Raw genomic sequence first — 21034 nt, 5'->3', positions numbered from 1 at the left:
CTACCCATACCACAATTATAGTCACCACGTTCACGAAACACCAGAAGAATTCGAAAAATACTAGAACAAATATCTGAACGAGCAAAGAGGTGCTAACTGGCTGATGGCCAAGGCAAAACGGTCAGGGATGGCCAGACCTTACTCCACCGCTTGGTCTTTGCCTCGTATATATCGCGGGGAGCCAGGATTGGATTTGGAACCACTTTGTGAGCGAAGAGATCCTTGAATCCGTGTGGTGCGTACGTCTTCAAGGTTCCCGCGGTGTCGGCGGTGACGGCAAAGCAGCAGGTCTTGGCCGCGAAGTGGTCGATGGCATCGCTCGTGCTGGTGAATGCAACGGCGGGAACACCAAAGTGCTCCTCGTACCAAAGGTGCACGCGCGCCTCGTTGCGGACCTCCACGTCCACACCGAGGCTGCTAAAGAGCTCCTTAGCCCGCTGAATGACGGCGTCCTCGGCCTCATAGGAAGTGTCTGCATCAAAGTAGAAGAGGTCGTAGTCACGAATGCCAGCCTGTGGGTCCTTGCCTTCGAGAATATTCCAGACTGTTTGGAAGAGCGCGCCAGCTGTTAACCACCAATCCGATATCCCGAGCTGGGGTGCCAACTGGAGGATCTGCCCATTGATCGGATTCCGATGGATATAGTCCAAGAAGAGCTTTTCGTCGTGGTTACTCACGGCTCTATCCTGCCGTAATTTTGTCATTATTGGCCCATCGAGTTGACTGGACGAATGATCCCCCTGTTCTCATTGAAGGCGGCCACTGCTGCCGATGCGCTGTGGATTGCCGAACTTCGAGCGGTCGTGCTGCGAGAAGATCTTGAACGTCTCGGACGCTACGATTCCGTGCGTGTGCGCCAGCGCTTCCTCGACGGCTTCGACCCCGAGCTGACGCAGCTCATCCTTGTTGACGGTGAGGTGGTTGGCAGTATCGCCGTCCGGCCCGCCCCTGACGTTCAATGGATCGAACATTTCTATCTTGATCCCGCATGGCAGGGGAGGGGTCTGGGAGGGGCGGTCCTGTCGGAGTCGATGAGGCGGCATGCCGATGAGCGTCCCTTCCGCCTGAATGTCCTCGCCGGCAGTCCTGCGCAACGGCTCTATCTGCGGCACGGTTTCACGGTGGAGTCGCAGGATCCGGTTGATGTTTTCATGGTCGCCCCTGGCGGTGCCAAGCAAGGGTCGTAAAGCCGGGCTTGCCGTCAGGCCCAAAAGTTTGGGAACATAGATTCGAATACGGTTTGTTGGACACCCGACGTGCGAGGAATTGTTATGAATCAAAGAGTCGCTCTTGTTCCGGCCAGCTACGTCATCTTCCGTCGCGATAATTCGGTGCTGCTCCAGCTTCGCCAGAATACGGGCTACATGGACGGGCATTGGGCTACGGCTGCCGCGGGCCATGTAGAAGCCGGAGAATCTGCGGAGGCGGCCGCGATCCGTGAGGCCTATGAAGAACTTGGTGTGCGCATTGCTGCCGAACATCTCGTTCCTCTGACGGCCATGCACCGTTTTAAACCGCAGGGCAGTCCCCTTGAACAACGCGTGGACTTTTTCTTCAGTGCCGACCTATGGGCGGGGGAGCCGCGCATCATGGAGGGCGACAAGGCGGCGGATCTACAATGGTTCTCCCTCAACGCGCTGCCCGAAGTAATCGTGCCACATGAACGCTACGTTCTTGAGTGCCTCCTGACCGGGATGGCACCCATCGTTAATATCGACATGGGAACGCCCGTGACACCGTGAGTAACGAGAGAATCGCGCTGGTAGACGTGAACAACTTTTATGTCTCGTGCGAGCGGGTCTTTGACCCGAGGCTGGAAGGCCGTCCCGTCGTCGTGCTTTCCAATAATGATGGCTGTGTCGTGGCGCGATCCTCGGAGGCGAAGGACTTGGGGATCAAGACGGGCACGCCGTGGTTCCAAATCCAGTCGCAAGCTGCCGGCTGGGGTCTGGTGGCACGCTCGAGCAACTACGAGTTGTATGGGGACATGAGTGCTCGCGTCATGGAGGTCGTGGGGCGCTACGGCACCTGGCAGGACGTGTACTCGATCGATGAATCGTTCCTGGGGCTGGTGGGGGATCCCGCACAATTGCAGGCCGCCGGGCGCGATATCCGTGCCGCCGTGATGCGCCACGTGGGTGTGCCCGTCTGCGTGGGGGTTGCCACCACGAAAACGCTGGCGAAGTTTGCGAACAGGATCGCGAAACAAAATCCCGCCCTAGGTGGGGTATGCGCCCTCGAGGCCATGCCCCCGGAACACGTGGCCGCGATTCAGGGGCGCGTTCCGGCGTCGGGCCTGTGGGGAGTGGGCGGCAGGACGGCGAGTCGACTCAAGATGATGGGCATTGAAAGCATCGCCGATCTCAAGGCCGCAGACCCAGCGCTCATCCGGAAGAAGTTCTCTGTGGTGTTGCAAAGAACCGTCATGGAGCTCAATGGCACGGAGTGCATCCCGCACGCCGAGGAGCGCGCCGACAAGCAACAAATCATGTTCTCGCGCAGTTTCTCCACTCCCGTCACCACGGTGGCGGAGATGGAACAGGTCATGACGGTTTATGCCCAGCGCGGTGCCGCCAAGCTCAATGAGGAAGGACTGCGGACCTCGTCCATGACGGTGACGGCTGGGACCAGCCGTTTTGCTGGTGGGGAGGGAAGCTTTCCCGCCGCCACGATTCGCTTCGTGACACCCACTCAGGATCCCATCGTGCTGGTTCGGGCAGCCGTGGCAGCCATGAGGCAGAGCGCCATTCCGGGAGCCTCATATCTGAGGGCCGGCGTCATGTTTCACGGACTCGAGCCGCTCTCGGCGCCGGCAACGCTCGACGTTTTCGGCACAGGGGAGCCCGGCCCGGACGTCGGAACAGTGTTGGGCGATGTGCGCAGCAAATTTGGTTCGATGGCCATAGGTATTGGGATCGGCGGATTTGCCGTTGCCCCGGCGTGGTCCATGAAACGAGAACTCGCCTCACCGCGCTACACGACGGAATGGAAGGAGCTGCCGATCCTGCGGGCCTAGGGTGGAGAGTGGCGGAGGCGCTGGCTGAGATAGAGCGGTCCCCTCCATGGGTAGACTCGAGGCCATGCCCTCAACACTGACGTCCCGGCGTTCCGCGCTTCTGATCGCCGCCGTTCTCACCGTCGCCCTAGGGCTGGCAATTCACTTCTTCGTCCCCGGTGATCTCGCCAGCCTGATCGCCGATGCCCTCTACACGGTGTTGGTTTATCTCGTTCTGGCGTTCATTCTTCCCAAGGCCCAGCGCCTGTGGATTGCGCTCGCGGCCTTCGCCGTCAGCGCCGCCATCGAACTGGCCCAGCTGACCGGTGTCCCCGAACAGCTCGCGGTGAGCTTTCCGCCGTCGCGCTTAATCTTTGGTACGACCTTCTCCGCACTCGATCTGGTGGCCTACGAGGTCGGTGCGGCGGCCGTCTACCTCGCCGATCGTGCCCTCTCCCGGACCCTGCGGCAAGGTGGTATCACTCACAATCGGAAATAGCCCCGTAGCGCAACAGGTTTGCACACTACAGGAGGCAAAGATGCTGGATGTAGTGGTTATTGGAGCAGGTCAGGCCGGACTGTCGGCTGCGTATTACCTTGCACGGCAGGGACTCGCGCCCGAGACGGACTTTGTGGTGCTGGACGCCAATCCGGCTCCCGGTGGCGCGTGGCTGCATCGTTGGCCGTCCCTCACCTTGGGCGCCGCGCACGCCGTTCATGATCTTCCCGGCATGAAATTGCCGCCGTCCGATCCCACAGTGCCCGCATCGGCGGTGGTGTCTCGCTACTACGGTGACTACGAAAAGTCTTTTGGCCTGCCCATCCGTCGCCCCGTCAAGGTCCATGCCGTGCGTTCTGCGACTGTAACGGACGACGGCGGTGTCCCCGACGACACGCTCAGCCAGCCTCTGGTGGTGGAGACCGATCAAGGCAATTTCACCGCACGCCTGGTCATCAACGCCACGGGCACCTGGGACAAGCCCCACTGGCCGCACTACCCGGGCGTCGAGAGCTTCACGGGCCGGCAGCTGCACACCCACGACTTCCAATCTGTCCAGGAGTTTGCAGGGCAGCGCGTCCTTGTGGTGGGCGGTGGCACCTCGGCCGTGCAGTTCCTCTTGCAGCTGGCTGAGGCCGGCGTCGAGACGGCCTGGTCCACGCGACGTCCAGCAGACTTTACCAAGCGGGCCTTTGACCCCGAATGGGGACGCGACGTTGAGGCACGCGTCAACGAACGGACCGCCGCGGGTCTGCCACCCCTGAGTGTTGTGGGCGTGACCGGATTGCCCCTGACCGAGCAATACCAGGAGGGGATCGACGCCGGAATCCTTGTGTCCCGCGGACCCTTGGCACGGCTGACGGCCGAGGGCGCAATTTTTGAGGACGACTCAGAATTTGCCGCCGACACGATCCTGTGGGCCACGGGATTCCGGGCCTCGATGGATCATCTGGCACCCCTGAAACTGCGCGAAAATGGTGGTGGCATCGTGATGGATGGCGTCAAGGTGGCCCGCGAACCCCGGCTCATCTTGGTGGGTTACGGCGCCTCGGCCTCCACACTGGGTGCGAACCGAGCCGGTCGGGCCGCCGCGTTAGCTGCCCTCGATCGGCTTAACGTCCCGCTCGGGGTGTAACGCGGAACTGTCGATAATCACCTTGGTGGGGACGCCGTCGTCGTCCATCACCACGTGAAAACCCTTGGGAAGATCACCGGGGGAGGGGATGGGCGCGCGCATCCGGGACTGTTCCTCGCGCTCTTGTTTCGCCTTGACGGCCTGCGGATTCAGCACTGCATCAAAGCCGTCGAGGGCGCCGCCCAGGGCGCCCATGTGCCGCCGGGTGTCGGGATGGGACACGCTGCGCTGGAACCAGGTGATCGCCACAATGGCCACCACAACCATGCCCAGCATGATCAGAATCGTCCACCACCATTCCATGTGACGAGTCTAAAGCCGTGGCGAGGAAATATCCCGGGTGACTTGGCGGTTGGCGCAAGAGAGACCCTTTTGAAAGGCAGCACCACATGACACTTCCACTTTCCATCCTTGACCTGGCCCATGTGGGCGAGGACGGCATTGCCGAGAGCTTCCGCGCATCCGTGGAATTGGCGCAGAAGGCTGAGGGGTGGGGCTACAAGCGGATCTGGTTTGCCGAGCATCACAACATGCCCTCGATCGCCTCCTCGGCCACGAGCGTATTGATTGCGCACGTCGCCGCTCACACGACGTCGATTCGCTTGGGTGCCGGTGGCATCATGCTACCCAACCATTCGCCGCTGCAGATTGCCGAACAGTTTGGCACCTTGGAGACCCTCCACCCGGGACGTATCGACCTGGGCCTGGGGCGTGCCCCGGGCAGCGATCAAAACACCATGCGGGCGCTGCGTCGGGACCCCATGTCGGCCGACACCTTCCCGTCCGACGTGCAGGAGCTGCAGGCGTACTTTGACGGCGAGACCCGGATCTCCGGCGTCAACGCCTACCCGGGCAAGGACACCAGGGTGCCGTTGTTCATCCTGGGCTCCTCGCTCTTTGGCGCCCGGCTCGCCGCAGCCCTGGGCCTGCCGTACTCCTTCGCCTCGCACTTTGCCCCGCAGGCACTCGAGGACGCCGTGCGGATTTACCGCCGTGAATTCAAGCCCTCGGCCGTCCTGGCCGAGCCCTATGTCATCGCCGGCGTCAATGCCATCGTGGCCGACACCCAGGAAGAAGCCGACAAGCTGGCGTTGGACGCCCGCCGCCGCCGGGTGGTCTCCCTCGTAGCGCGCGGGCAGACATTCACGGAAGCCGAGATGGACCTGTTGTTGGATTCCCCGGCCGGGCAGCAGGTGAGCACCATGTTCCGGTATGCGGCCATCGGAACGCCGAGCGTGGCGCGCGCCTACCTTGAGGACTTCGCCAAAGTGGCCGACGCCGACGAACTCATCGTCGCCACGCAGGTCACGGACCGCACCGCCTGGATCCGCAGCTTTGAGCTGCTGGCAGAGGTTATGGAGCTGGGCGCGCAGGCCTAAGGCTTTGTGCTGAGGTAGCGGCGGTGCCTGAGTGCCGCGTCGTGCGTCATGGCTCCCTCTGCGGTGGGAGCCTCTCCTCCCGCCACGGAATCCCTAGGGCTTCGTGGGTAGATGGTGGCGGTCGGCCAGCGAGATGCTCAGCGCCGCCACGAGGGTGCCGATCACGACGCCAATGAGCGTATCGGCAACCCTGCTCAGGGCCGCGTCGGGGCCCAGATGCGAGCCCAGCCCGGTCATAATCAAGGCCATGGGCGTCACGGCGATCGTGGTCAACGTGTAGTTCTTCAGCACGAGCAACTCGGCCACGACCTGGAACGCAATGACCAGCACCACCGACGGCCAGAAGCCCAGTGACAGCGACAAAATTACGACGGCGATCGCCGCACCCACCACGTTGCCCACCAAACGCTGAATGCTGCGCTGGACTGTGACGGCATAGTTGAGCCCTTGCAGGGCCGCAATGGCGCCCATGGTTGCCCATAGCGGATGTTCCAGACCAAGTGCAACCGCCACCCAACCGGATAACGCGGCAGCAAGGGCCATACGCAGCGCCTGATGAATACTGCTCCGCGCAGCAAATTCGCCGCGAGCTGTGGACAAAAAACCTTGCGGGGCCGTGCCGCGGCTAGAGATTACAGCGTTGTCGGGCGCAGGGACTTGGATTGAGAGCATGGGGATGCCACGAACCTTGCGCAGCTCCGATTTATGCCGCCCGAGGCGGGCAAGTGCGTCCCCCCGCGATCCACTGCCAGAGGTCTGGAACAGCGCCAGAGTTGCTTCGGCGTCATCAAGCAAGAGGTGAAGCTGTTCCGCGTGCTGATGGAGACGGCGCGAACGTGAGCTGTTCTCATTCAACGTTCCGGCGCTTATCGTCACCGAACCGCGAGCCGAGCGCAAGGCGGCGGCAGCGGCGGTGCGGGAACCGGCGTCGTCGGATTCTAGGGCGATGACGGCCGAAATGCCGCGCGCGACGGCCAGCCGCGAGGGGGCCAAGGGTACCCACAGGGCAGGTGCCATGGCGGCGAACCAGCCGACCACAACGCCGATTGCCATGGCCACGATGGGCAGGGCCATGTCGGTGAAAGAGTGTGCATAGCCCGAACCGACGCCTGCCGCGAACACCAGAATCACGGCGCCGGGGCCGGAGATGCGGAAGGCCGTGAAGACATGTGACGCTAGGCCAGCCAGAAGCGAAAGGACCAGAATTTGAAGCACCATCGGGACTCCCGCGGCGCCCAGGAGTACGCCAATGGTAATGGCCACGATCATGCCCACGCCCACGATCGCCATCATGCGCCCGAGCCGACGGTAGGGCTGGTAGCGACCAAAGGCACTCGTCAACGCCCCGAGGGCGGCCATGCCGGCAAGCTGCGGTTGCCCCATGAGACCGCCCGCAACGAGGACGATCGTTGCGGCAATTCCCACCTTGATGGCCGTGGTGAAAATGGCATCCGCGGGCCGCATATGAAAGGCGCCGCGCCAGGCGGCGGGCGAGAGCGAATGGGCCAGAGCGGTGCCGGAGTGACGGAATCGGGTCGAAGGGGTCATAGGAACATCTTACAATCTATTTTACTAGTAAAATAGATCTCTGATATGTGAGTGTGATCTCTAGACTGAGGGAATGACTGTGAAGGTATCGGATTTTGTGGACCGGGCGCGGCTCGGCTGGGCACGATCACGTCCCGAGCTGGATGTCTCCAGCATCGAGGTCATGGCCCGGATCGGCCGCATTGGCGCGTTGGCGGCGCACCGGGCCGGACGCGAGCTAGCGCCGGCCGGGGTGACGCGCGCCGAATTTGATGTGCTCTGCACGCTGGCGCGCGGGGACGGACCCATGCGCGCCAGCGAGGTCACGGCGGCAACGATGCTCAGTGGCGCCTCGACAACCAAAAACGCCGAGCGGCTCGTCAAGCGCGGCCTCATCGAGCGGCTGCCCTGGGAGAACGACGGCCGCGTGGTCCTCATGCAGCTGACCGCGGAAGGTGAGGCGCTCATCGACCAGGAATTTCCGCATATGCTGGCCAGCGACGCCCGGATGCTCTCGGGATTATCGCCACACGAGCGCGCTCAGTTGGCTGCACTCTTGCGGAAGCTTGCCCTCACGGTTGAATCGATGAGTTAGGCGCGCTGCTGCCACCACTCCACGGTGTCACGAGCGGCAATGGTCAATGGCGTAGGGGCGAGGTCCAGAAGTCGTTCACTCACTGCGGAGTCCATGATGAAGGGCTGCTCAAATTGGTACAGCAACTCCGCCATCTCCTTCATCTCCGGTGAGACTACAGCCGCCGCCCGGACAACCCACCCCGGAATCGCGGAGATCTTTGGTGAACTCAGGCCCGCGGCCGTGGCGAAAGCCTGCGCCAGTTCTTGTTGTGTCAGCGCTGGCAAGGTGGGCGCATGAAGGACTTGATTCCGCGCTTCGGCAATGGTCGACGCGCGAACCATGGCGGCCGCCAGATCGGGGATGTACGTAAAGGAATGGGGAGTTCTCGCGCTGCCCATGACCCATAGCCGCTTGCCTTGCAAGAGTGTGGGCACGGCGCGCTCTCCTGCATGAGCCGTGAGGACCTGCGGGCCAAAGAAATCCGAGGCCACGACGCTGATGGTCGGCGTGGCGGAGGCGGCCCGGGCTGCCAAAAGATCCCGTCGAATTCCCCGCTTTCCGCCACGGGCCTGCCGCGAACTGTGCTCCGTCATGAGCTGTTCTGGAGTGTCGTAGGAATACAGGCTTTCAGGGAAAATAACGACGGCGCCCGCCTCGCCGGCCGCCGTTAATACGGCGTTTTCTGCTCGCGGCAGGCTCGAGCGCCACGCATCGGCGGAGTATGTGGAGCTGTGAATGCAATGGAACACCGCATCCGCTCCGCTGAAGGCTGTGCGGAGTTGATCTATATTGCCGGCATCGATCGTGAGTCGCTCGATCAGTGGGTGTTCCGGGCCGGAACCGGAGCGGGTGAGCACGCGAACCGGATGCCCTTGCTGCGCGAGTTGCTGTGCGACGGTCCAGCCCACGGGACCCGATCCTAAAACAATCTTGTGTGACTTCATGATGCTTTCCTCAGCTTCCAGGGAACAATTGAGAGCGGTGCTCTCGGATAAAGCGTGGCTGACGCAGCAAGATAAGTCAAGAGCACTGCTCACTTAAGTTGACGATGGTCTCGAATCGAGTGACACTGAGACTATGATGCAAACACCGCGCGAACGGGCGCGCCAGCAAACCATGGCGGAAATTGTCACGATTGGGCGCCGGCATCTGGAGCTCCATGGTGCTGCGGGGCTGTCGCTGCGGGCCGTTGCCCGTGATTTGGGGGTGGTTTCCTCAGCGATTTATCGCTACGTCAAGAACCGAGATGAGCTGCTGACGCTACTTCTGGTTGATGGTTATGACGCTCTCGGTGACGCCGTGGACGCGGCCGTGCAAGGCGTGGCTGAGGATGACCCAGTTGGTCGATTTCGGGCCTTGGCGCGTGCCGTACGGCAGTGGGGGCTAGCCGAACCGGCGTGCTATGGGCTGCTTTTTGGCTCACCCGTGCCAGGCTATGAGGCGCCCGCCGAGCAGACGACCGCTCCAGGAACACGTGTTATATTCCAGCTGGTGCAGATTCTTGAAAGTGCCGATCACAACGGGCGAATTGCGCTGGGCGACCGAACGCTTGATCCGCGACTGGCCGCTGACTTCTCCAAAATCCGTGACGAGAAGGGCTTGACCATGGACGATCAGCTCGTGGTAGCGGCTGTCTTGGTGTGGTCAGCGCTCTTTGGGGCCGTGAATTTTGAGGTTTTCGGGCACTACGGACAGACCACCTTCAGCGATCCCGCGGCACTCTTCGAGGCCCATCTGCCCGGGTATGAAGCGATTCTGGGGCTTCGTTAGGTGAGGCTCCTCGCCACGCGCGTCCGCATGGTGAATACTGGCAGGCATGGATGACAAAGCCGTTCTTCTGAACTATTTACAGCTGCGCCGGGCGGATCTGCTGGCCAAAATCGATGGCCTCAGCGACTACGACGCCCGCCGCCCCATGACCCCCACGGGAACCAGCCTGCTGGGCCTGATCAAGCATGTCGCCAGCGTGCAGGTGGGCTACTTTGGTGAGGTGTTCGGCCGGCCCAGCGACCTAGACCTGCCATGGTTCGCCGAGGATGCACCCCTTGACGCTGACATGTGGGCCGGGCCCTCGGAGAGCCGGGCCGACATCATGGCACTCCACGAAGCATCCGCCCGGCATAGCGACGAAACCATTGAACTCCTGCCCCTCGACACGCCGGGTGAGGTGCCATGGTGGTCCGGAGAGCGCCGCCACGTCACGCTCCAGCAGATCCTGGTTCACATGTGCGTGGAAACGGCGCGCCATGCCGGCCACGCCGACATCCTCCGGGAACTCATCGACGGGCAGGTGGGCAACGGGCCCCAAGACGCTAATGTTTCCCACCGCACCACGGAGGAGTGGGCCGCGTATCGGGCCGAGCTCGAGGCCGTGGCCCGCGGCGTGCGTTAGGGATATTACCCCAGCGCTGGCAGACGAGAGAGCAATTCCTGGGCGGCCGCCGTCGGATCTGCCGCGTCGGTGATGGCCCGGACCACGACAATGCGGGACGCACCCGCGGCCACCACCTCATCGACGTTGCTCAGGTCCACCCCGCCAATCGCGAACCACGGTTTGCTCGTCTTCAATGAGGCGGCATGCTCCACGAGGGAAAGTCCGACGGCGGCCCGGCCGGGTTTGGTGGGAGTGGCCCAGACCGGTCCCACGCAGAAGTAATCGGCCTCGGGGTGAACCGCGGCGGCCGACACCTGGGACGGGTCATGACTCGAGAGGCCCATGACGACGTCGGCGCCGATGAGGGAGCGTGCCGCCGGAAGTGGGAGGTCCTTTTGGCCGATATGGAACACGGGCGCACCGCTGAGGGAGGCGATGTCGGCCCGGTCGTTGACGGACCACAACTTGCCACATTCCTGCGCAACAGAGCGCAGAACGGCGAGAAGTTCGAGCTCTTCGGCGGCCTCGAGGGACTTATCACGCAGCTGGATAATATCCACGCCACCGGCATAGGCCGCCCGGAGGAAGTCGGCAAAATCGCCTTGTTTGGCGCGGGCATCCGTGCACAAATACAGCCTGGCTTGGTCAATCGGGGCGGCGGTCGGTGCGGCTAGGGTGTCATGGATGAGAGAAGTTGTGCTCATATCTCATAGACTAGTGCAGTACCGCGGGAGCCAGTGAAGCTGGCTGAGAGGGCGCCGATTGCGCCGACCGACTGACGCCCCTGGGGCTCAAGAACCTGATCCGGATCATGCCGGCGTAGGGAAGGAGAATGTCGTGGCACCTACCGTGCCTGAAATTTTAACCACCGAGGTAGCCGTCATTGGCGGCGGCATCATTGGCCTGGGCATCGCCTGGGAAGCCCAACGAGCCGGCCATCGAGTGACCGTCATCGACCCGGCCCCCGCGAGCGGCGCAACGTTTGCCGCGGCCGGAATGTTGGCGCCCGTGAGCGAGCTGCACTACCAAGAAGATGAGCTGCTCGCGTTGACCTTGGCGTCGGCGGCCCGCTGGCCGGAGTTTGTCGCCTCCCTGCCCGGGGCCTTGGCCACGGGATTCAACACCTCGCCCACCCTCGTGGTGGGCGGCGATCCCGCGGACCGCAAGGCCCTGGCCGATCTGCGCGAGGTGCAGCTGGCCAACGGCCTCGAGGTGACGCAATTGACCATCCGGGAAGCCCGAGCCCAGGAACCCTTGATTGGCCCGCAAATTTCCTGTGCCTACAAGGTCGAGCAGGACCATCAAGTGGATCCCCGTGCCATGGCCGCTGCGCTCCGGACTGCCCTGCAAGACGCTGGTGCGGCCGCCGTTGCTGACGCTGCTGACAGCGAAGGTGCCGCGCCGACATTCCTGGAGGTGTCCGCCGTCGGGCTTCTGCATGAGGACCCGAGCGACACCTTCTCGCGCGTGACGGGAGTGGAGCTGGCCGATGGTCGGCTCCTGCAAGCCAGCGAGGTCATCGTGGCCAATGCGCTGGGTGCCCCGGGGCTCGCGGGGCTGCCCGAGGGGCTGCACCTGCCGATTCGCCCCGTCTATGGGGATATCCTGCGGCTGCGGGTGCCCGAACATCTGCGCCCGCTCACGACGGCCACGATTCGCGGCATCGTGCGCGGCCTGCCGGTGTACATCGTCCCGCGAGACAACGGCACGGTCGTGATTGGGGCGAGCAGCCGCGAGGATGGCTCGGCCGGTGTCAGCGCCGGGGGAGTATACCAGCTTTTGCGTGACGCGCAGGTGCTGATCCCCGCCGTGGCCGAGCTGGAATTGCTGGAAACCACGGCGCGGGCCAGGCCAGGAACCCCGGACAACGCGCCCCTGCTCGGTCGGGTCGCGGGCGCCGATGGGAAAGATCTTCCAGGCCTCATCATCGCCACAGGATTCTTCCGCCACGGCGTGCTCCTGACCGCCATCGCCGCCCACATCACGCGGCAATTATTGGGCAACATCACGGATCTGGCCTGGACGGCGTTTCGTCCCGACCGCTTCTCACCCACACTGCACGCCCCCATTGCCACAGACGCCACCACTAAGGAACAGCCATGAGCAACCTGACTCTCAACGGAACGCAGCAGCCCTTCAGCGCGGGAACCACCGTGGCCGATCTCGTCACGGCCCTGACCGGACGGGTCCTGTTGGCGACGGGTCAAGCGGTCGACGGCGGACGGCTGGGTGTCGCTGTGGCCCGCAACTCGGACCTCGTGCCACGCAGCCAATGGGCCGCCACCGCTGTCCAGGATAACGATCAGCTCGAAATCGTCACGGCCGTCCAAGGCGGCTAAGACCTACGCCGCAAGTCTCCTACCCTCGATTTTGAAAGTGCTTAGCTCATGACGCAACTCCTCAACACTCCCGACGCTCTCGTCATCGATGGCGTGGCCTTGAACTCCCGACTCATCATGGGTACCGGCGGGGCGCCGAGCCTCTCCGGATTGGGTGCAGCCCTCGTGGCCTCCGGCACGGAACTGACCACCGTGGCCATGCGCCGCTACTCCGTGGATGAGGCGGCCGGTGGCGGCACCAATCTATTCAAGCTGCTGCTGGAAAACAACATCCGCATCCTGCCCAACACGGCCGGTTGTTTCACGGCGCGCGAGGCCATCATGACGGCCGAGCTGGCCCGCGAAGCCTTGGAGACCGACTGGGTCAAGCTCGAGGTGGTTGCGGACGAGCACACCCTGTTGCCGGATGCCCTGGAACTAGCCGACGCCACCGAACAGCTCGTCAATCGCGGCTTCAAGGTCTTTGCCTACACGAACGACGACCCGGTGTTGGCCTTGCGTCTGGAACAGCTTGGCGCCGTGGCCGTCATGCCTTTGGGCGCCCCGATTGGCACGGGCCTAGGTATCTTGAACCCGCACAATATCGAGTTAATCGTCTCCCGGGCTGGCGTCCCCGTGGTGCTGGACGCCGGAATTGGCACGGCCTCCGACGCCGCCCTCGCCATGGAGCTCGGCTGTGACGCCGTGCTTCTAGCCACCGCCGTGACCCGCGCCCAGAATCCGCTCATCATGGCGGAGGCCTTTAAACACGCCGTGATCGGTGGCAGACTGGCAGCACAGGGCGGTCGCATTCCCAAGCGTGCGCATGCCCGGGCATCCTCGGCCATGGCAGGTCGCCCCGATCTGTAAAGAAGCACCCGAGGTGTAGGCGAGCAAGGAGGCCATCATGGCTGTGCACGATGTCTTGAGCCGGGAACAAATCGACGCCGAGCTGGCAACCCTGCCGGGGTGGAGGTTCCGCCTCGGTGGGCTGGCGGCGGTTCTGAAATGTCCGACGTCGGCCATGGCCTTAGAGCTGTTGGCCAGAATCGGTGAGCTGGCCCAGAAGGCCAACCACCACCCGGATGTTGACTGGCGTTACGACACCTTATTTGTGGCGCTGAGCTCGCACGATGCCGGCTCGAGGGTCACCGCCCGCGATGCGGCCCTGGCCAAATCGATCTCGGCCGCGGGGAAGGATGCGGGTGCCGTGGAAGAACCGTCGCGCCTGCGGAGCCTGGAAATCACCATGGATACGGACAATATCGAGGCCATTGCACCCGTGTGGGCGGCGGCCCTGGGCTTCGTTGCGGGCGCGCCGGATGACTTACGGGATCCTGCGCGCAGGCTACCAACCCTGTGGTTTCAGCAGACGGCCACGCCCAATGCGAACCGGTTCCACCTAGATATTTACGTGCCCGCGAGCGAGGCGCACAAGGTGCTGGCAGCGGTCGAGGAAGCCGGGGCGAGCCTGGATCGCTCCCATGCCCCGTCCTTTGTGATTGCCACGGATGCTCAGGGAAACCGGCTGTGCATCTGTTCCGAGGAGGGTCGCGACGCTTAAAGAGGTATGCGCGGGACCCGAAGTGAGTCCCGCGCATACCCTTTTAGAGAATGCGAGCTTAGTGCATCGCCAAGATCGCGTTATTCCGTACTAGCTGCTGGTGTGCGCGGGAGCGTCCCACGAGGCCAGCCGTGGCCCACGCCGCGGCGCCGCCCACCACAATCGAGAGAATCCACGGGATCCACGCGGTGGCCGGATCGTTGTCCAGACCAACCGCCATGGTGATGATCCAGACGATCAAGGACGCGCACACGGCAGCACCTGCCGGTAAGAGCGCGCCAAAAGTTGCGCGGTGCTTATCGACGGCCCAGGCAAGGGCGCCTAGGGCAGCTGCGAACAAGGCAATGACAATCAAGGCGACCATGATCGAAGACCGACTCTCTGAGCTAGTAATGAGGGACTTAGAGTCCCGCGAAACCTACGCTACGGGGCTTTTCGCCACCGAGTTCAACGTAGCCCAGGACGTTACCCGGAACAATGACGACGCGACCCTTTTCATCCTTGAGGGTCAGCGTGGTGCCCTTGGTCAATGCCTCGGACACCAAGGCGGCGACGTCGTCCGCCGTCTGATCAGATTCAAGGACAATTTCGCGGCCAATGTTCTGGATGCCGATCTTGATTTCCACAGTTATCTCCTTGGTGCAAGCTAAAAAATAGTTCTCAGTACACCCACTTTAGGGGCAGGTACTCAGGATTCCTTGGGGAAACGGCTAATTCCGCGCCAAGCTAAACGGTAGACCAGATCGCTGGCCACCTCGATGTCGAGATCGCCATTGGCTTCGAGCCAATAACGGGCGCTGACCTGTGCCATCCCGGCCAGGGCACGGCCCAAAAGTGTGGCCTCAACAGGGGGCAGCTTGGTGTCCTCGGCGATGACCTTGCCAATCGCATCGGCATAGTCTGCGTTGAACTTTTCCAGCCGCGCGGCAACCTCGGGATCGTTGACCAGATCGGATTCAAAGACCAGACGATGGGCTTGATCGTCCTTGGCCATGAACATGAAGTACGCCTTCATGGTGGCCTGGACCCGCAATTTGTTATCCGTGGTGCAGTTCAACGCATCGATCAACATGGTGGTGAGGCCGGCCAAATGACTATCCAGCAGGGCCAGGTACAGCTCACGCTTGCTGGGGAAGTGCTGGTACAGGACGGGCTTGCTGACCTTGGCGGTCTCGGCAATCTCATCCATGGCGGCGCCGTGATAACCATGGTTGACGAACACCTCAAGAGCGGAAGCTAACAGCTGGGCGCGACGTTCATCGCGGGGCATACGTGCCGGCGTTGTCCGTGCTGCGGGACGTTCCTTGGCGGCGGGTTCCAAACTCATGGTGGCAGCCTTTCTTTCCGGTGCCCCTTGAAAATGCTGGGCTGTTTGGTGACATTCTACCCGCCAGTAGGCAACAAACGGGGACCACCGGTGCAACTTGGTGGTCCCCGTTGATTGCGCGTGGCTCAGGGTCCGCATGCGGGTGTGAAGCTAAAACTAGGATGCGGGGATAACAAGACCCTTGAACTCGGTGTTGATGTAGTCCTTCATGTCCGGGGAGGTGAGAATCGCCAAGAGCTTCTGCACGCGGGGATCGTCCTTCATCTCTGCCCGCACCGCGAGCACATTGTAGAAGGGGCTGTCCTCGCCCTCAACGACAAGCTGCTTGTCCGAGCTGAGTCCGGCCGGCAGGGCGAAGGCCAAGGTGACGATGGCGGCGTCCTTGTCATTGAGGGCCTGCGGGAGGCTTGCGTTCTCAATTTCCGTGAACTTGAAGTTCTTCGGGTTCGCCGTGATGTCCTTGAGCGTGATGGGGTTGTCCTTGACCTCGATCAGGCCCTTGGAAGCCAGGAGCAGCAAGGCGCGGCCTTCATTGGTCGGGTCGTTGGGGACCGCGATGGAGGCACCCTCGGGCAGCTCGGCGAGTGTGGCGATGTCGTTGGAGTACAACGCCATCGGGGGCAGGTAGACCTTGCCGACGCTGACCAGATCCTTGCCGGCGGCCTTGTTGTAGGTCTCCAGGAACGTGGTGTTCTGGAACAAGTTGGCGTCAATGTCGCCGTCGCTGAGGGCAGCGTTCGGGGTGTTGTAGTCGCTGAATTCCTTGTAATCGAGAGTCAAACCATCCTTGGGTGCGAGCTCCTTGGCGACGTGCTTGAGCATGTCGCCGGCCGGAACAGCAAGCGCGCCCACCTTGATCGTGTCAGCGGAGGAAGCGTCCGAGCCGGAACCGCAGGCCGTGAGCGCGAAGATGGCGGCAACGCCGACAGCGGCGGCCTTGAAAAAGGTGGAACGGAGCATGATGATTCTTTCGATAGGGGTAGCTGCAGGGGCGGAGCAATCCGCCGTAGGACCAGCTGAGGAACGGTATTTAGCGGTGTGAGAGTCGCCGGGCGGCAAAATTGCCTAGCGACTGGAAGAGCTGGACAAAGACGATCAAGAGGATGACCACGGCAAACATGTATTCGGGGCTATAACGCTGGTAGCCGTAGCGGAAGGCCACATCTCCCAGCCCACCACCACCCACGGCGCCAACCATGGCCGAGTAGCCGATGAGACCCACAATTGTCGTAGACAGGCCCAGGGCGAGGGCGGGAACCGCCTCGGCCACCATGACCTTGGCCAGGATCGTCCAGCGCGTTGCGCCCAACGATTCGGCCGCCTCGATGAGCCCCACGGGCACCTCACGGATGCCGATCTCCACAAGCCGGGCGAAGAAGGGGATTCCGGCAATCGTCAGCGGGACGATGGCCGCCGTCGGGCCGATGAAGGAGCCCACGAGCATCCGGGTGAAGGGAATCAGCAAGATCATCAAGATGATGAAGGGGATGGAGCGGCCCACATTGACGAGCAGATCCAACAGCTTGTTGATGACGATGCCCAGGGTCCGGCTGCCGAAGGGCTTCGCGAGGAGCCCGCCAGTTTCCGTCGTGACGAGCACAACACCGGCGGCAAGGCCGAAGATGACGGTGAACAGCAGGCTGAAGCCCACCGTGTACAAGGTTTCGCCGGCACCTTGGAGGATGGTCTGGAAAAGATCAGACCAAAAGGACGGGTCATTGCGATCTAGCATCCGATAACCTCCACGAAGAGTCCTTGACCGCGCAGATCGGCTATGGCCGCCGCGACGGTTTCTGCGGAGCCGGGCAGCTCCAGCCGGGTTCGGCCTGTTTGATGGCCATGGACAGTTTCGATGGCGGCACCGAGAATGCCCACATCGATGTTGTACGTACGGGCCAGCTGTGCAATGACGGGGCGGTCCGTCGTGACACCGTTGAAGGTGATCTCGATGATGGTGTTCCCGTTCAGCGGGATTTCGCCGAGCGGGAACAGCGCCTGACCCAGCAGGGACTTCTCGGTGGTCAGCAAGCCCTCGACGGTGCCCTGCTCGAGGATTCGACCCTGACTCATGACGGCGGCGGAATCGCAGATGCGCTTCACAACGTCCATCTCGTGCGTGATCAGCAGGACGGTCAGGCCCAGTTCCCGGCTGAGCTGGCGGATGAGATCCAGAATCTGCTGGGTCGTCTCGGGGTCCAGTGCGGAGGTGGCCTCGTCACTGAGGAGCACGGACGGCTTGGACGCCAGGGCACGGGCAATGCCAACACGCTGCTTTTGGCCGCCAGAGAGCTGTGCGGGGTAGGCGGTGGCCTTGCCCGAAAGTCCCACGAGGTCCAGGATCTCAGCGGCGCGCTTGCGTCGGGCGCCGCGGTCCATGCCGGTGATCTCGAGGGAAAGCTCCACATTGGACTGGACCGTGCGGCTGCTCAGCAGGTTAAAGTGCTGGAAAATCATGCCGATATTGTGGCGTGCCGAGCGTAGCTGGGCGCCCTGCAGCAGATTCATGTTCTGGCCGTCGACGGTCACCGTGCCGCTGTCGGGGCGTTCCAAGGAATTGATGGTTCTGATCAAGGTACTCTTGCCAGCGCCGCTTTGACCGACGACGCCGAAAATCTCGCCCTTGGCGATGTTCAGGGAGACATTGTCGAGTGCGTGAACAACATTTTCCCCCGAACCATAGCTCTTGCTGATCCGGTCAACTGAAATCATGGTGCTCCTGTCTCCGCTGATAGTTCCGGCACTGAATTGATGAATCACACAGGCCGTGTGGACCGCATAAAATTCTTCCAAAGAGGTGGGGTTGAGGAGAAATTAGAATAATTGCCGCTTTTGGGGCATAAAAGCGGTACTTCGTTCATGTAAATACCGGGCATCGTCGTGAGCGAGGCCACCAAAGCCGGTTATGGCGGGATAATCAACGCCACCGCGCATATCCATTCAAAGTGAGACGGTAGTCACATATTCCCTCTGAGGTGGGCGGCTAATGTGAGCCCCTGTGGCGACGGGCTGGCCACTGGAGCGGGCGCGCCCTAGATTTATAGTTATGGTTTCCTTGATCCAGCCACTTGCCCCGAAGGCTCCCGCACTACCGCCTCTTGTTGCGCCCGGTCCGCCGTTGGCGCATGAGGAATTGGAGCGTTACTCACGCCATGCCTTGATCCCTGATATTGGCCTCGAGGGACAGCGGCGCCTGCGCAACGCCAAGGTGTTGGTCATTGGCGCCGGCGGTCTCGGATCTCCCGCCCTCCTGTACTTAGCGGCCGCCGGGGTGGGCACGCTCGGCATCGTCGATGATGACACAGTTGAGCTAAGTAACTTGCAGCGCCAGGTCATCCACGGTGTGGGGGATATTGGTCGAAGCAAGCTGGAATCTGCCCGGGAATCAATTGTTGAGCTCAATCCTGGCGTACAGGTGGTGCTGCACCCCGTGCGCTTGGATTCGAGCAATGCGCTGGAGCTCTTCGCCGATTACGACATCATCTTGGACGGCGCCGACAACTTCGCCACCCGCTACCTCGTCAACGATGCGGCAGCCCTGCTCGGCAAGCCGTATGTGTGGGGATCCATCCTGCGTTTCGATGGCCAAGTCAGCGTTTTTTGGGACAAGTTCGGCCCCAACTACCGCGATCTGTACCCCGAACCTCCGGCTCCCGGCTCTGTTCCGTCCTGCGCGGAGGGCGGCGTATTTGGTATGTTGTGCGCCTCGATTGGCGCCATGATGGTCACGGAAGCCGTCAAACTCATCACGGGAATCGGCCAGACGCTTTTGGGTCGCCTCCTGATCTTTGACGCCCTCTCGGCCCGCTGGCGTGAAATTCGCATCGCCAAAGACCCCGCGGCCCCGCCCATCACCGAACTCGTCGACTACGAGATCTTCTGCGGTTTCGCGCCGGCCGGGACCCAGGAGCACGACGACGAGCTCATCTCCGCGGAGCAGCTCGCCGAACGCTTGGCTCGCCGAGAGCGAGGCGAGGAGGACTTTGTCTTAATCGACGTGCGCGAGCCTGTGGAGTTTGAGATCGCCCGGATTCCTGGCTCGGTGCTGATTCCCCTGGCCGGGATTCGCGACGGTTCGGCCCTAGCCCAGGTGCCGCGCGGGGTGCCGTTGATTCTGCACTGCAAGGCCGGCACCCGCTCGGCCCAAGCATTAGCGAGCCTGACCGCAGAAGGTTATGACGACGTCGTCCATCTTGCAGGTGGGATTGACGCGTGGGCTCAGTCCGGGCACTAGCCTACAAGGGAGCAGGAGGCGTTGCTTCGGTACATCTCCTCCACGGTGTCAGGCGCCCGATCGTTGCCGTCATTGAGGTGATCGACGGGCCACCACTGCAAGCCGATGCGGTTGATATCGCTCAGCGAACCGGGGTTGGGAATCTGGACGTAGTCGAACGTGGCGGCCAAGACATCGCCGACGGCGAGGGCCTGATTGACATTGAAAAGTGTGTAACCGGAATATGTCTGGGTGTCTGGTGTGAGTAGCCCCGGTGCCGAAACCCCGTTGAGCGTCACATTCGTGGCCGTTACGGCCGAGGTAATTCGGTAGTCATAGGCGACCATGACCTGGTCGGATGCGAGCGTGGGATTCGGCCCGACGCTGGTCATCGTGGCGCTCGCAACAAATTCGGCGTTGCAGCTACCGCCATTCCAGCTGTAGGGCGCCCATGTGCGCTCGATATCGACACCCCACGGAGCGGCCGGCGTAATCGCGGAGGCGCCCCATGGGCCGAGCTCATTGTTACCCGGATTGGCATCGTCGAGAATGATGATGTGCCGGGTCGGTACAAAGTCATCGATCGCATCGTTGGGATAGGCGTTAAGTAACGCGGTATGAGTCAGGATGGCCACGGCTGCGGGGTCGGTGTAGGAGCTATTGGGTTGAATCTCCAAGGGGATGGTGAAGGAAACCGTTGAAGAGTTTCCGGCGACGACCGGCGCTGAAGGAGTGATGGGAACCGAGACATCGCCCATGCGAGCCTCAAAGGTTGTGGGGCGGAAGACTCGATTGTCATAGGTGAGGCTTGCTGCAGTTCCCGCCGGGATGGCCTCGGTGCCATGGTTGAGGATGAAGAATCCGCCCGGGTCGATGACCGAATAAACTCCCGTGAGATCTGCGGTGAAAAGACGGGAGGTGCTACCCCTTTGTAGGCCAAAAGCCTCGGCGTCATAGGCGAAGGGTGTGCTGGCGGATGCTTGAGGTGCGGCGACGGCCAAGGTAATGACGGGAGCCGCCCATGCTGCGGCATTGACCACGGTGCGGCGAGTGGGATGCTGTGTGGTTTTCGCGGTGGGATGAGTGTTCTGGTTGCGTTGCATTGCCAACTCCTGGCCGGTTCGACGAC

Annotated in this window: 26 protein-coding genes; 14 read left to right on the top strand and 12 right to left on the bottom strand. The window is 62.3% G+C overall.

Features of this window, described 5'->3' with window-relative positions:
* Positions 1-92: 92 nt before the first annotated feature.
* Complete coding sequence (locus tag CVS30_RS17115; protein WP_245934668.1) at positions 93-677, bottom strand: nucleotidyltransferase family protein; 585 nt, start codon at positions 675-677, stop codon at positions 93-95.
* 54 nt (positions 678-731) lie between these two features.
* Here CVS30_RS17115 and CVS30_RS17110 point away from each other — a divergent pair, with 54 nt between their 5' ends.
* The 5 genes from CVS30_RS17110 (at position 732) to CVS30_RS17090 (ending at position 4629) form a co-directional block, all read left to right on the top strand.
* Entirely contained in the window at positions 732-1187 is a 456-nt protein-coding gene (locus CVS30_RS17110; RefSeq protein ID WP_110486767.1) for a GNAT family N-acetyltransferase, read from the top strand.
* Between the two features lie 84 nt (positions 1188-1271).
* The gene (locus CVS30_RS17105) at positions 1272-1742 is read left to right on the top strand and encodes an NUDIX hydrolase (protein ID WP_110486766.1); all 471 of its coding nucleotides are present in this window, start codon (positions 1272-1274) and stop codon (positions 1740-1742) included.
* Positions 1739-3016 carry a Y-family DNA polymerase gene (locus CVS30_RS17100; RefSeq protein WP_110486765.1) on the top strand — a complete coding sequence of 426 codons (1278 nt, stop codon included), beginning with the start codon at positions 1739-1741 and terminating at the stop codon, positions 3014-3016. Before CVS30_RS17105 ends, CVS30_RS17100 begins: the two co-directional genes overlap by 4 nt.
* A 64-nt stretch (positions 3017-3080) precedes the next feature.
* Entirely contained in the window at positions 3081-3494 is a 414-nt protein-coding gene (locus CVS30_RS17095; protein ID WP_181419853.1) for a ribosomal maturation YjgA family protein, read from the top strand.
* The gene (locus CVS30_RS17090) at positions 3469-4629 is read left to right on the top strand and encodes an FAD-dependent oxidoreductase (protein ID WP_306418798.1); all 1161 of its coding nucleotides are present in this window, start codon (positions 3469-3471) and stop codon (positions 4627-4629) included. The genes CVS30_RS17095 and CVS30_RS17090 overlap by 26 nt, the downstream gene beginning before the upstream one ends.
* Here the strand turns inward: CVS30_RS17090 and CVS30_RS17085 are convergent.
* A complete protein-coding gene (locus CVS30_RS17085; protein ID WP_110486762.1) occupies positions 4588-4932 on the bottom strand; it encodes a hypothetical protein in 345 nt (114 codons plus the stop codon). The genes CVS30_RS17090 and CVS30_RS17085 overlap by 42 nt on opposite strands.
* Positions 4933-5018: 86 nt before the next feature.
* On the opposite strand from CVS30_RS17085, the gene CVS30_RS17080 reads away from it, so the two are divergent.
* The gene (locus CVS30_RS17080) at positions 5019-6008 is read left to right on the top strand and encodes an LLM class flavin-dependent oxidoreductase (protein WP_110486761.1); all 990 of its coding nucleotides are present in this window, start codon (positions 5019-5021) and stop codon (positions 6006-6008) included.
* Positions 6009-6101: 93 nt separating this feature from the next.
* Here the strand turns inward: CVS30_RS17080 and CVS30_RS17075 are convergent, their stop codons facing one another.
* Positions 6102-7556: an FUSC family protein gene (locus CVS30_RS17075; protein ID WP_110486760.1), complete on the bottom strand. Its 1455-nt coding sequence runs from the start codon at positions 7554-7556 to the stop codon at positions 6102-6104.
* A 73-nt stretch (positions 7557-7629) separates the two neighbouring features.
* Here CVS30_RS17075 and CVS30_RS17070 point away from each other — a divergent pair, with 73 nt between their 5' ends.
* Complete coding sequence (locus CVS30_RS17070) at positions 7630-8130, top strand: MarR family winged helix-turn-helix transcriptional regulator (RefSeq protein WP_110486759.1); 501 nt, start codon at positions 7630-7632, stop codon at positions 8128-8130.
* On the opposite strand, the gene CVS30_RS17065 is transcribed toward CVS30_RS17070, so the two are convergent.
* Positions 8127-9056 (bottom strand): NAD-dependent epimerase/dehydratase family protein, encoded by a 930-nt coding sequence (locus tag CVS30_RS17065; RefSeq protein WP_110486758.1) that lies wholly within the window; start codon positions 9054-9056, stop codon positions 8127-8129. The two genes, CVS30_RS17070 and CVS30_RS17065, sit on opposite strands and share 4 nt — an antisense overlap.
* Before the next feature lie 133 nt (positions 9057-9189).
* Here CVS30_RS17065 and CVS30_RS17060 point away from each other — a divergent pair, with 133 nt between their 5' ends.
* Positions 9190-9882: a TetR/AcrR family transcriptional regulator gene (locus tag CVS30_RS17060; protein ID WP_110486757.1), complete on the top strand. Its 693-nt coding sequence runs from the start codon at positions 9190-9192 to the stop codon at positions 9880-9882.
* Between the two features lie 46 nt (positions 9883-9928).
* Entirely contained in the window at positions 9929-10504 is a 576-nt protein-coding gene (locus CVS30_RS17055) for a DinB family protein (protein WP_110486756.1), read from the top strand.
* A gap of 5 nt (positions 10505-10509) precedes the next feature.
* On the opposite strand, the gene thiE is transcribed toward CVS30_RS17055, so the two are convergent.
* Positions 10510-11190: a thiamine phosphate synthase gene (thiE, locus tag CVS30_RS17050; RefSeq protein WP_110486755.1), complete on the bottom strand. Its 681-nt coding sequence runs from the start codon at positions 11188-11190 to the stop codon at positions 10510-10512.
* Positions 11191-11323: 133 nt separating this feature from the next.
* Between thiE and thiO the strand changes: the two genes are divergently transcribed.
* The 4 genes from thiO to CVS30_RS17030 are packed head-to-tail and all read left to right on the top strand — an operon-like array spanning position 11324 to position 14368.
* Positions 11324-12589, top strand: coding sequence for a glycine oxidase ThiO (gene thiO, locus CVS30_RS17045; protein WP_110486754.1), 1266 nt, complete (start codon positions 11324-11326; stop codon positions 12587-12589).
* Positions 12586-12825, top strand: a complete 240-nt coding sequence (thiS, locus tag CVS30_RS17040) for a sulfur carrier protein ThiS (protein WP_110486753.1) — start codon at positions 12586-12588, stop codon at positions 12823-12825. The genes thiO and thiS overlap by 4 nt, the downstream gene beginning before the upstream one ends.
* 48 nt (positions 12826-12873) lie before the next feature.
* Positions 12874-13674 (top strand): thiazole synthase, encoded by an 801-nt coding sequence (locus CVS30_RS17035; protein WP_110486752.1) that lies wholly within the window; start codon positions 12874-12876, stop codon positions 13672-13674.
* 37 nt (positions 13675-13711) lie between these two features.
* On the top strand, positions 13712-14368 hold the full coding sequence (locus CVS30_RS17030) for a 4a-hydroxytetrahydrobiopterin dehydratase (RefSeq protein ID WP_110486751.1): 657 nt from the start codon (positions 13712-13714) through the stop codon (positions 14366-14368).
* Positions 14369-14426: 58 nt separating this feature from the next.
* Here CVS30_RS17030 and CVS30_RS17025 read toward each other — a convergent pair whose 3' ends face one another.
* The 6 genes from CVS30_RS17025 to CVS30_RS17000 form a co-directional block, all read right to left on the bottom strand.
* Positions 14427-14732 (bottom strand): hypothetical protein, encoded by a 306-nt coding sequence (locus CVS30_RS17025; RefSeq protein ID WP_110486750.1) that lies wholly within the window; start codon positions 14730-14732, stop codon positions 14427-14429.
* A gap of 37 nt (positions 14733-14769) precedes the next feature.
* The gene (locus tag CVS30_RS17020; RefSeq protein WP_110486749.1) at positions 14770-14994 is read right to left on the bottom strand and encodes a DUF3107 domain-containing protein; all 225 of its coding nucleotides are present in this window, start codon (positions 14992-14994) and stop codon (positions 14770-14772) included.
* 62 nt (positions 14995-15056) lie between these two features.
* Positions 15057-15695: a TetR/AcrR family transcriptional regulator gene (locus CVS30_RS17015; protein ID WP_245934666.1), complete on the bottom strand. Its 639-nt coding sequence runs from the start codon at positions 15693-15695 to the stop codon at positions 15057-15059.
* A gap of 156 nt (positions 15696-15851) precedes the next feature.
* On the bottom strand, positions 15852-16655 hold the full coding sequence (locus tag CVS30_RS17010) for a MetQ/NlpA family ABC transporter substrate-binding protein (protein WP_110486747.1): 804 nt from the start codon (positions 16653-16655) through the stop codon (positions 15852-15854).
* A 70-nt stretch (positions 16656-16725) separates the two neighbouring features.
* On the bottom strand, positions 16726-17427 hold the full coding sequence (locus CVS30_RS17005; RefSeq protein WP_110486746.1) for a methionine ABC transporter permease: 702 nt from the start codon (positions 17425-17427) through the stop codon (positions 16726-16728).
* Positions 17421-18404 (bottom strand): methionine ABC transporter ATP-binding protein, encoded by a 984-nt coding sequence (locus CVS30_RS17000; protein WP_110486745.1) that lies wholly within the window; start codon positions 18402-18404, stop codon positions 17421-17423. Before CVS30_RS17000 ends, CVS30_RS17005 begins: the two co-directional genes overlap by 7 nt.
* Positions 18405-18738: 334 nt before the next feature.
* Between CVS30_RS17000 and moeB the strand changes: the two genes are divergently transcribed.
* Complete coding sequence (gene moeB / locus CVS30_RS16995; protein ID WP_110486744.1) at positions 18739-19926, top strand: molybdopterin-synthase adenylyltransferase MoeB; 1188 nt, start codon at positions 18739-18741, stop codon at positions 19924-19926.
* Here moeB and CVS30_RS16990 read toward each other — a convergent pair.
* Positions 19923-21008 (bottom strand): hypothetical protein, encoded by a 1086-nt coding sequence (locus CVS30_RS16990; protein ID WP_110486743.1) that lies wholly within the window; start codon positions 21006-21008, stop codon positions 19923-19925. The genes moeB and CVS30_RS16990 overlap by 4 nt on opposite strands.
* Between the last annotated feature and the right edge of the window lie 26 nt (positions 21009-21034).

The organism is Arthrobacter psychrolactophilus, from assembly GCF_003219795.1.
GTDB classification, from domain to species: domain Bacteria; phylum Actinomycetota; class Actinomycetes; order Actinomycetales; family Micrococcaceae; genus Specibacter; species Specibacter psychrolactophilus.
The sequence above is the reverse complement of the archived record's forward strand: the minus strand, read 5'-3'. Positions and strand labels throughout refer to the sequence as shown.

What these genes read in the sequence shown, in the direction of transcription:
- CVS30_RS17110 (WP_110486767.1), top strand. Translation starts at nt 732, where the DNA reads ATGATCCCCCTGTTCTCATTGAAGGCGGCCACTGCTGCCGATGCGCTG.
- CVS30_RS17105 (WP_110486766.1), top strand. Translation starts at nt 1,272, where the DNA reads ATGAATCAAAGAGTCGCTCTTGTTCCGGCCAGCTACGTCATCTTCCGT.
- CVS30_RS17095 (WP_181419853.1), top strand. Translation starts at nt 3,081, where the DNA reads ATGCCCTCAACACTGACGTCCCGGCGTTCCGCGCTTCTGATCGCCGCC.
- CVS30_RS17085 (WP_110486762.1), bottom strand. Translation starts at nt 4,932, where the DNA reads ATGGAATGGTGGTGGACGATTCTGATCATGCTGGGCATGGTTGTGGTG.
- CVS30_RS17080 (WP_110486761.1), top strand. Translation starts at nt 5,019, where the DNA reads ATGACACTTCCACTTTCCATCCTTGACCTGGCCCATGTGGGCGAGGAC.
- CVS30_RS17075 (WP_110486760.1), bottom strand. Translation starts at nt 7,556, where the DNA reads ATGACCCCTTCGACCCGATTCCGTCACTCCGGCACCGCTCTGGCCCAT.
- CVS30_RS17070 (WP_110486759.1), top strand. Translation starts at nt 7,630, where the DNA reads ATGACTGTGAAGGTATCGGATTTTGTGGACCGGGCGCGGCTCGGCTGG.
- CVS30_RS17065 (WP_110486758.1), bottom strand. Translation starts at nt 9,056, where the DNA reads ATGAAGTCACACAAGATTGTTTTAGGATCGGGTCCCGTGGGCTGGACC.
- CVS30_RS17060 (WP_110486757.1), top strand. Translation starts at nt 9,190, where the DNA reads ATGATGCAAACACCGCGCGAACGGGCGCGCCAGCAAACCATGGCGGAA.
- CVS30_RS17055 (WP_110486756.1), top strand. Translation starts at nt 9,929, where the DNA reads ATGGATGACAAAGCCGTTCTTCTGAACTATTTACAGCTGCGCCGGGCG.
- thiE (WP_110486755.1), bottom strand. Translation starts at nt 11,190, where the DNA reads ATGAGCACAACTTCTCTCATCCATGACACCCTAGCCGCACCGACCGCC.
- thiS (WP_110486753.1), top strand. Translation starts at nt 12,586, where the DNA reads ATGAGCAACCTGACTCTCAACGGAACGCAGCAGCCCTTCAGCGCGGGA.
- CVS30_RS17035 (WP_110486752.1), top strand. Translation starts at nt 12,874, where the DNA reads ATGACGCAACTCCTCAACACTCCCGACGCTCTCGTCATCGATGGCGTG.
- CVS30_RS17030 (WP_110486751.1), top strand. Translation starts at nt 13,712, where the DNA reads ATGGCTGTGCACGATGTCTTGAGCCGGGAACAAATCGACGCCGAGCTG.
- CVS30_RS17025 (WP_110486750.1), bottom strand. Translation starts at nt 14,732, where the DNA reads ATGGTCGCCTTGATTGTCATTGCCTTGTTCGCAGCTGCCCTAGGCGCC.
- CVS30_RS17015 (WP_245934666.1), bottom strand. Translation starts at nt 15,695, where the DNA reads ATGAGTTTGGAACCCGCCGCCAAGGAACGTCCCGCAGCACGGACAACG.
- CVS30_RS17010 (WP_110486747.1), bottom strand. Translation starts at nt 16,655, where the DNA reads ATGCTCCGTTCCACCTTTTTCAAGGCCGCCGCTGTCGGCGTTGCCGCC.
- CVS30_RS17005 (WP_110486746.1), bottom strand. Translation starts at nt 17,427, where the DNA reads ATGCTAGATCGCAATGACCCGTCCTTTTGGTCTGATCTTTTCCAGACC.
- CVS30_RS17000 (WP_110486745.1), bottom strand. Translation starts at nt 18,404, where the DNA reads ATGATTTCAGTTGACCGGATCAGCAAGAGCTATGGTTCGGGGGAAAAT.
- moeB (WP_110486744.1), top strand. Translation starts at nt 18,739, where the DNA reads ATGGTTTCCTTGATCCAGCCACTTGCCCCGAAGGCTCCCGCACTACCG.
- CVS30_RS16990 (WP_110486743.1), bottom strand. Translation starts at nt 21,008, where the DNA reads ATGCAACGCAACCAGAACACTCATCCCACCGCGAAAACCACACAGCAT.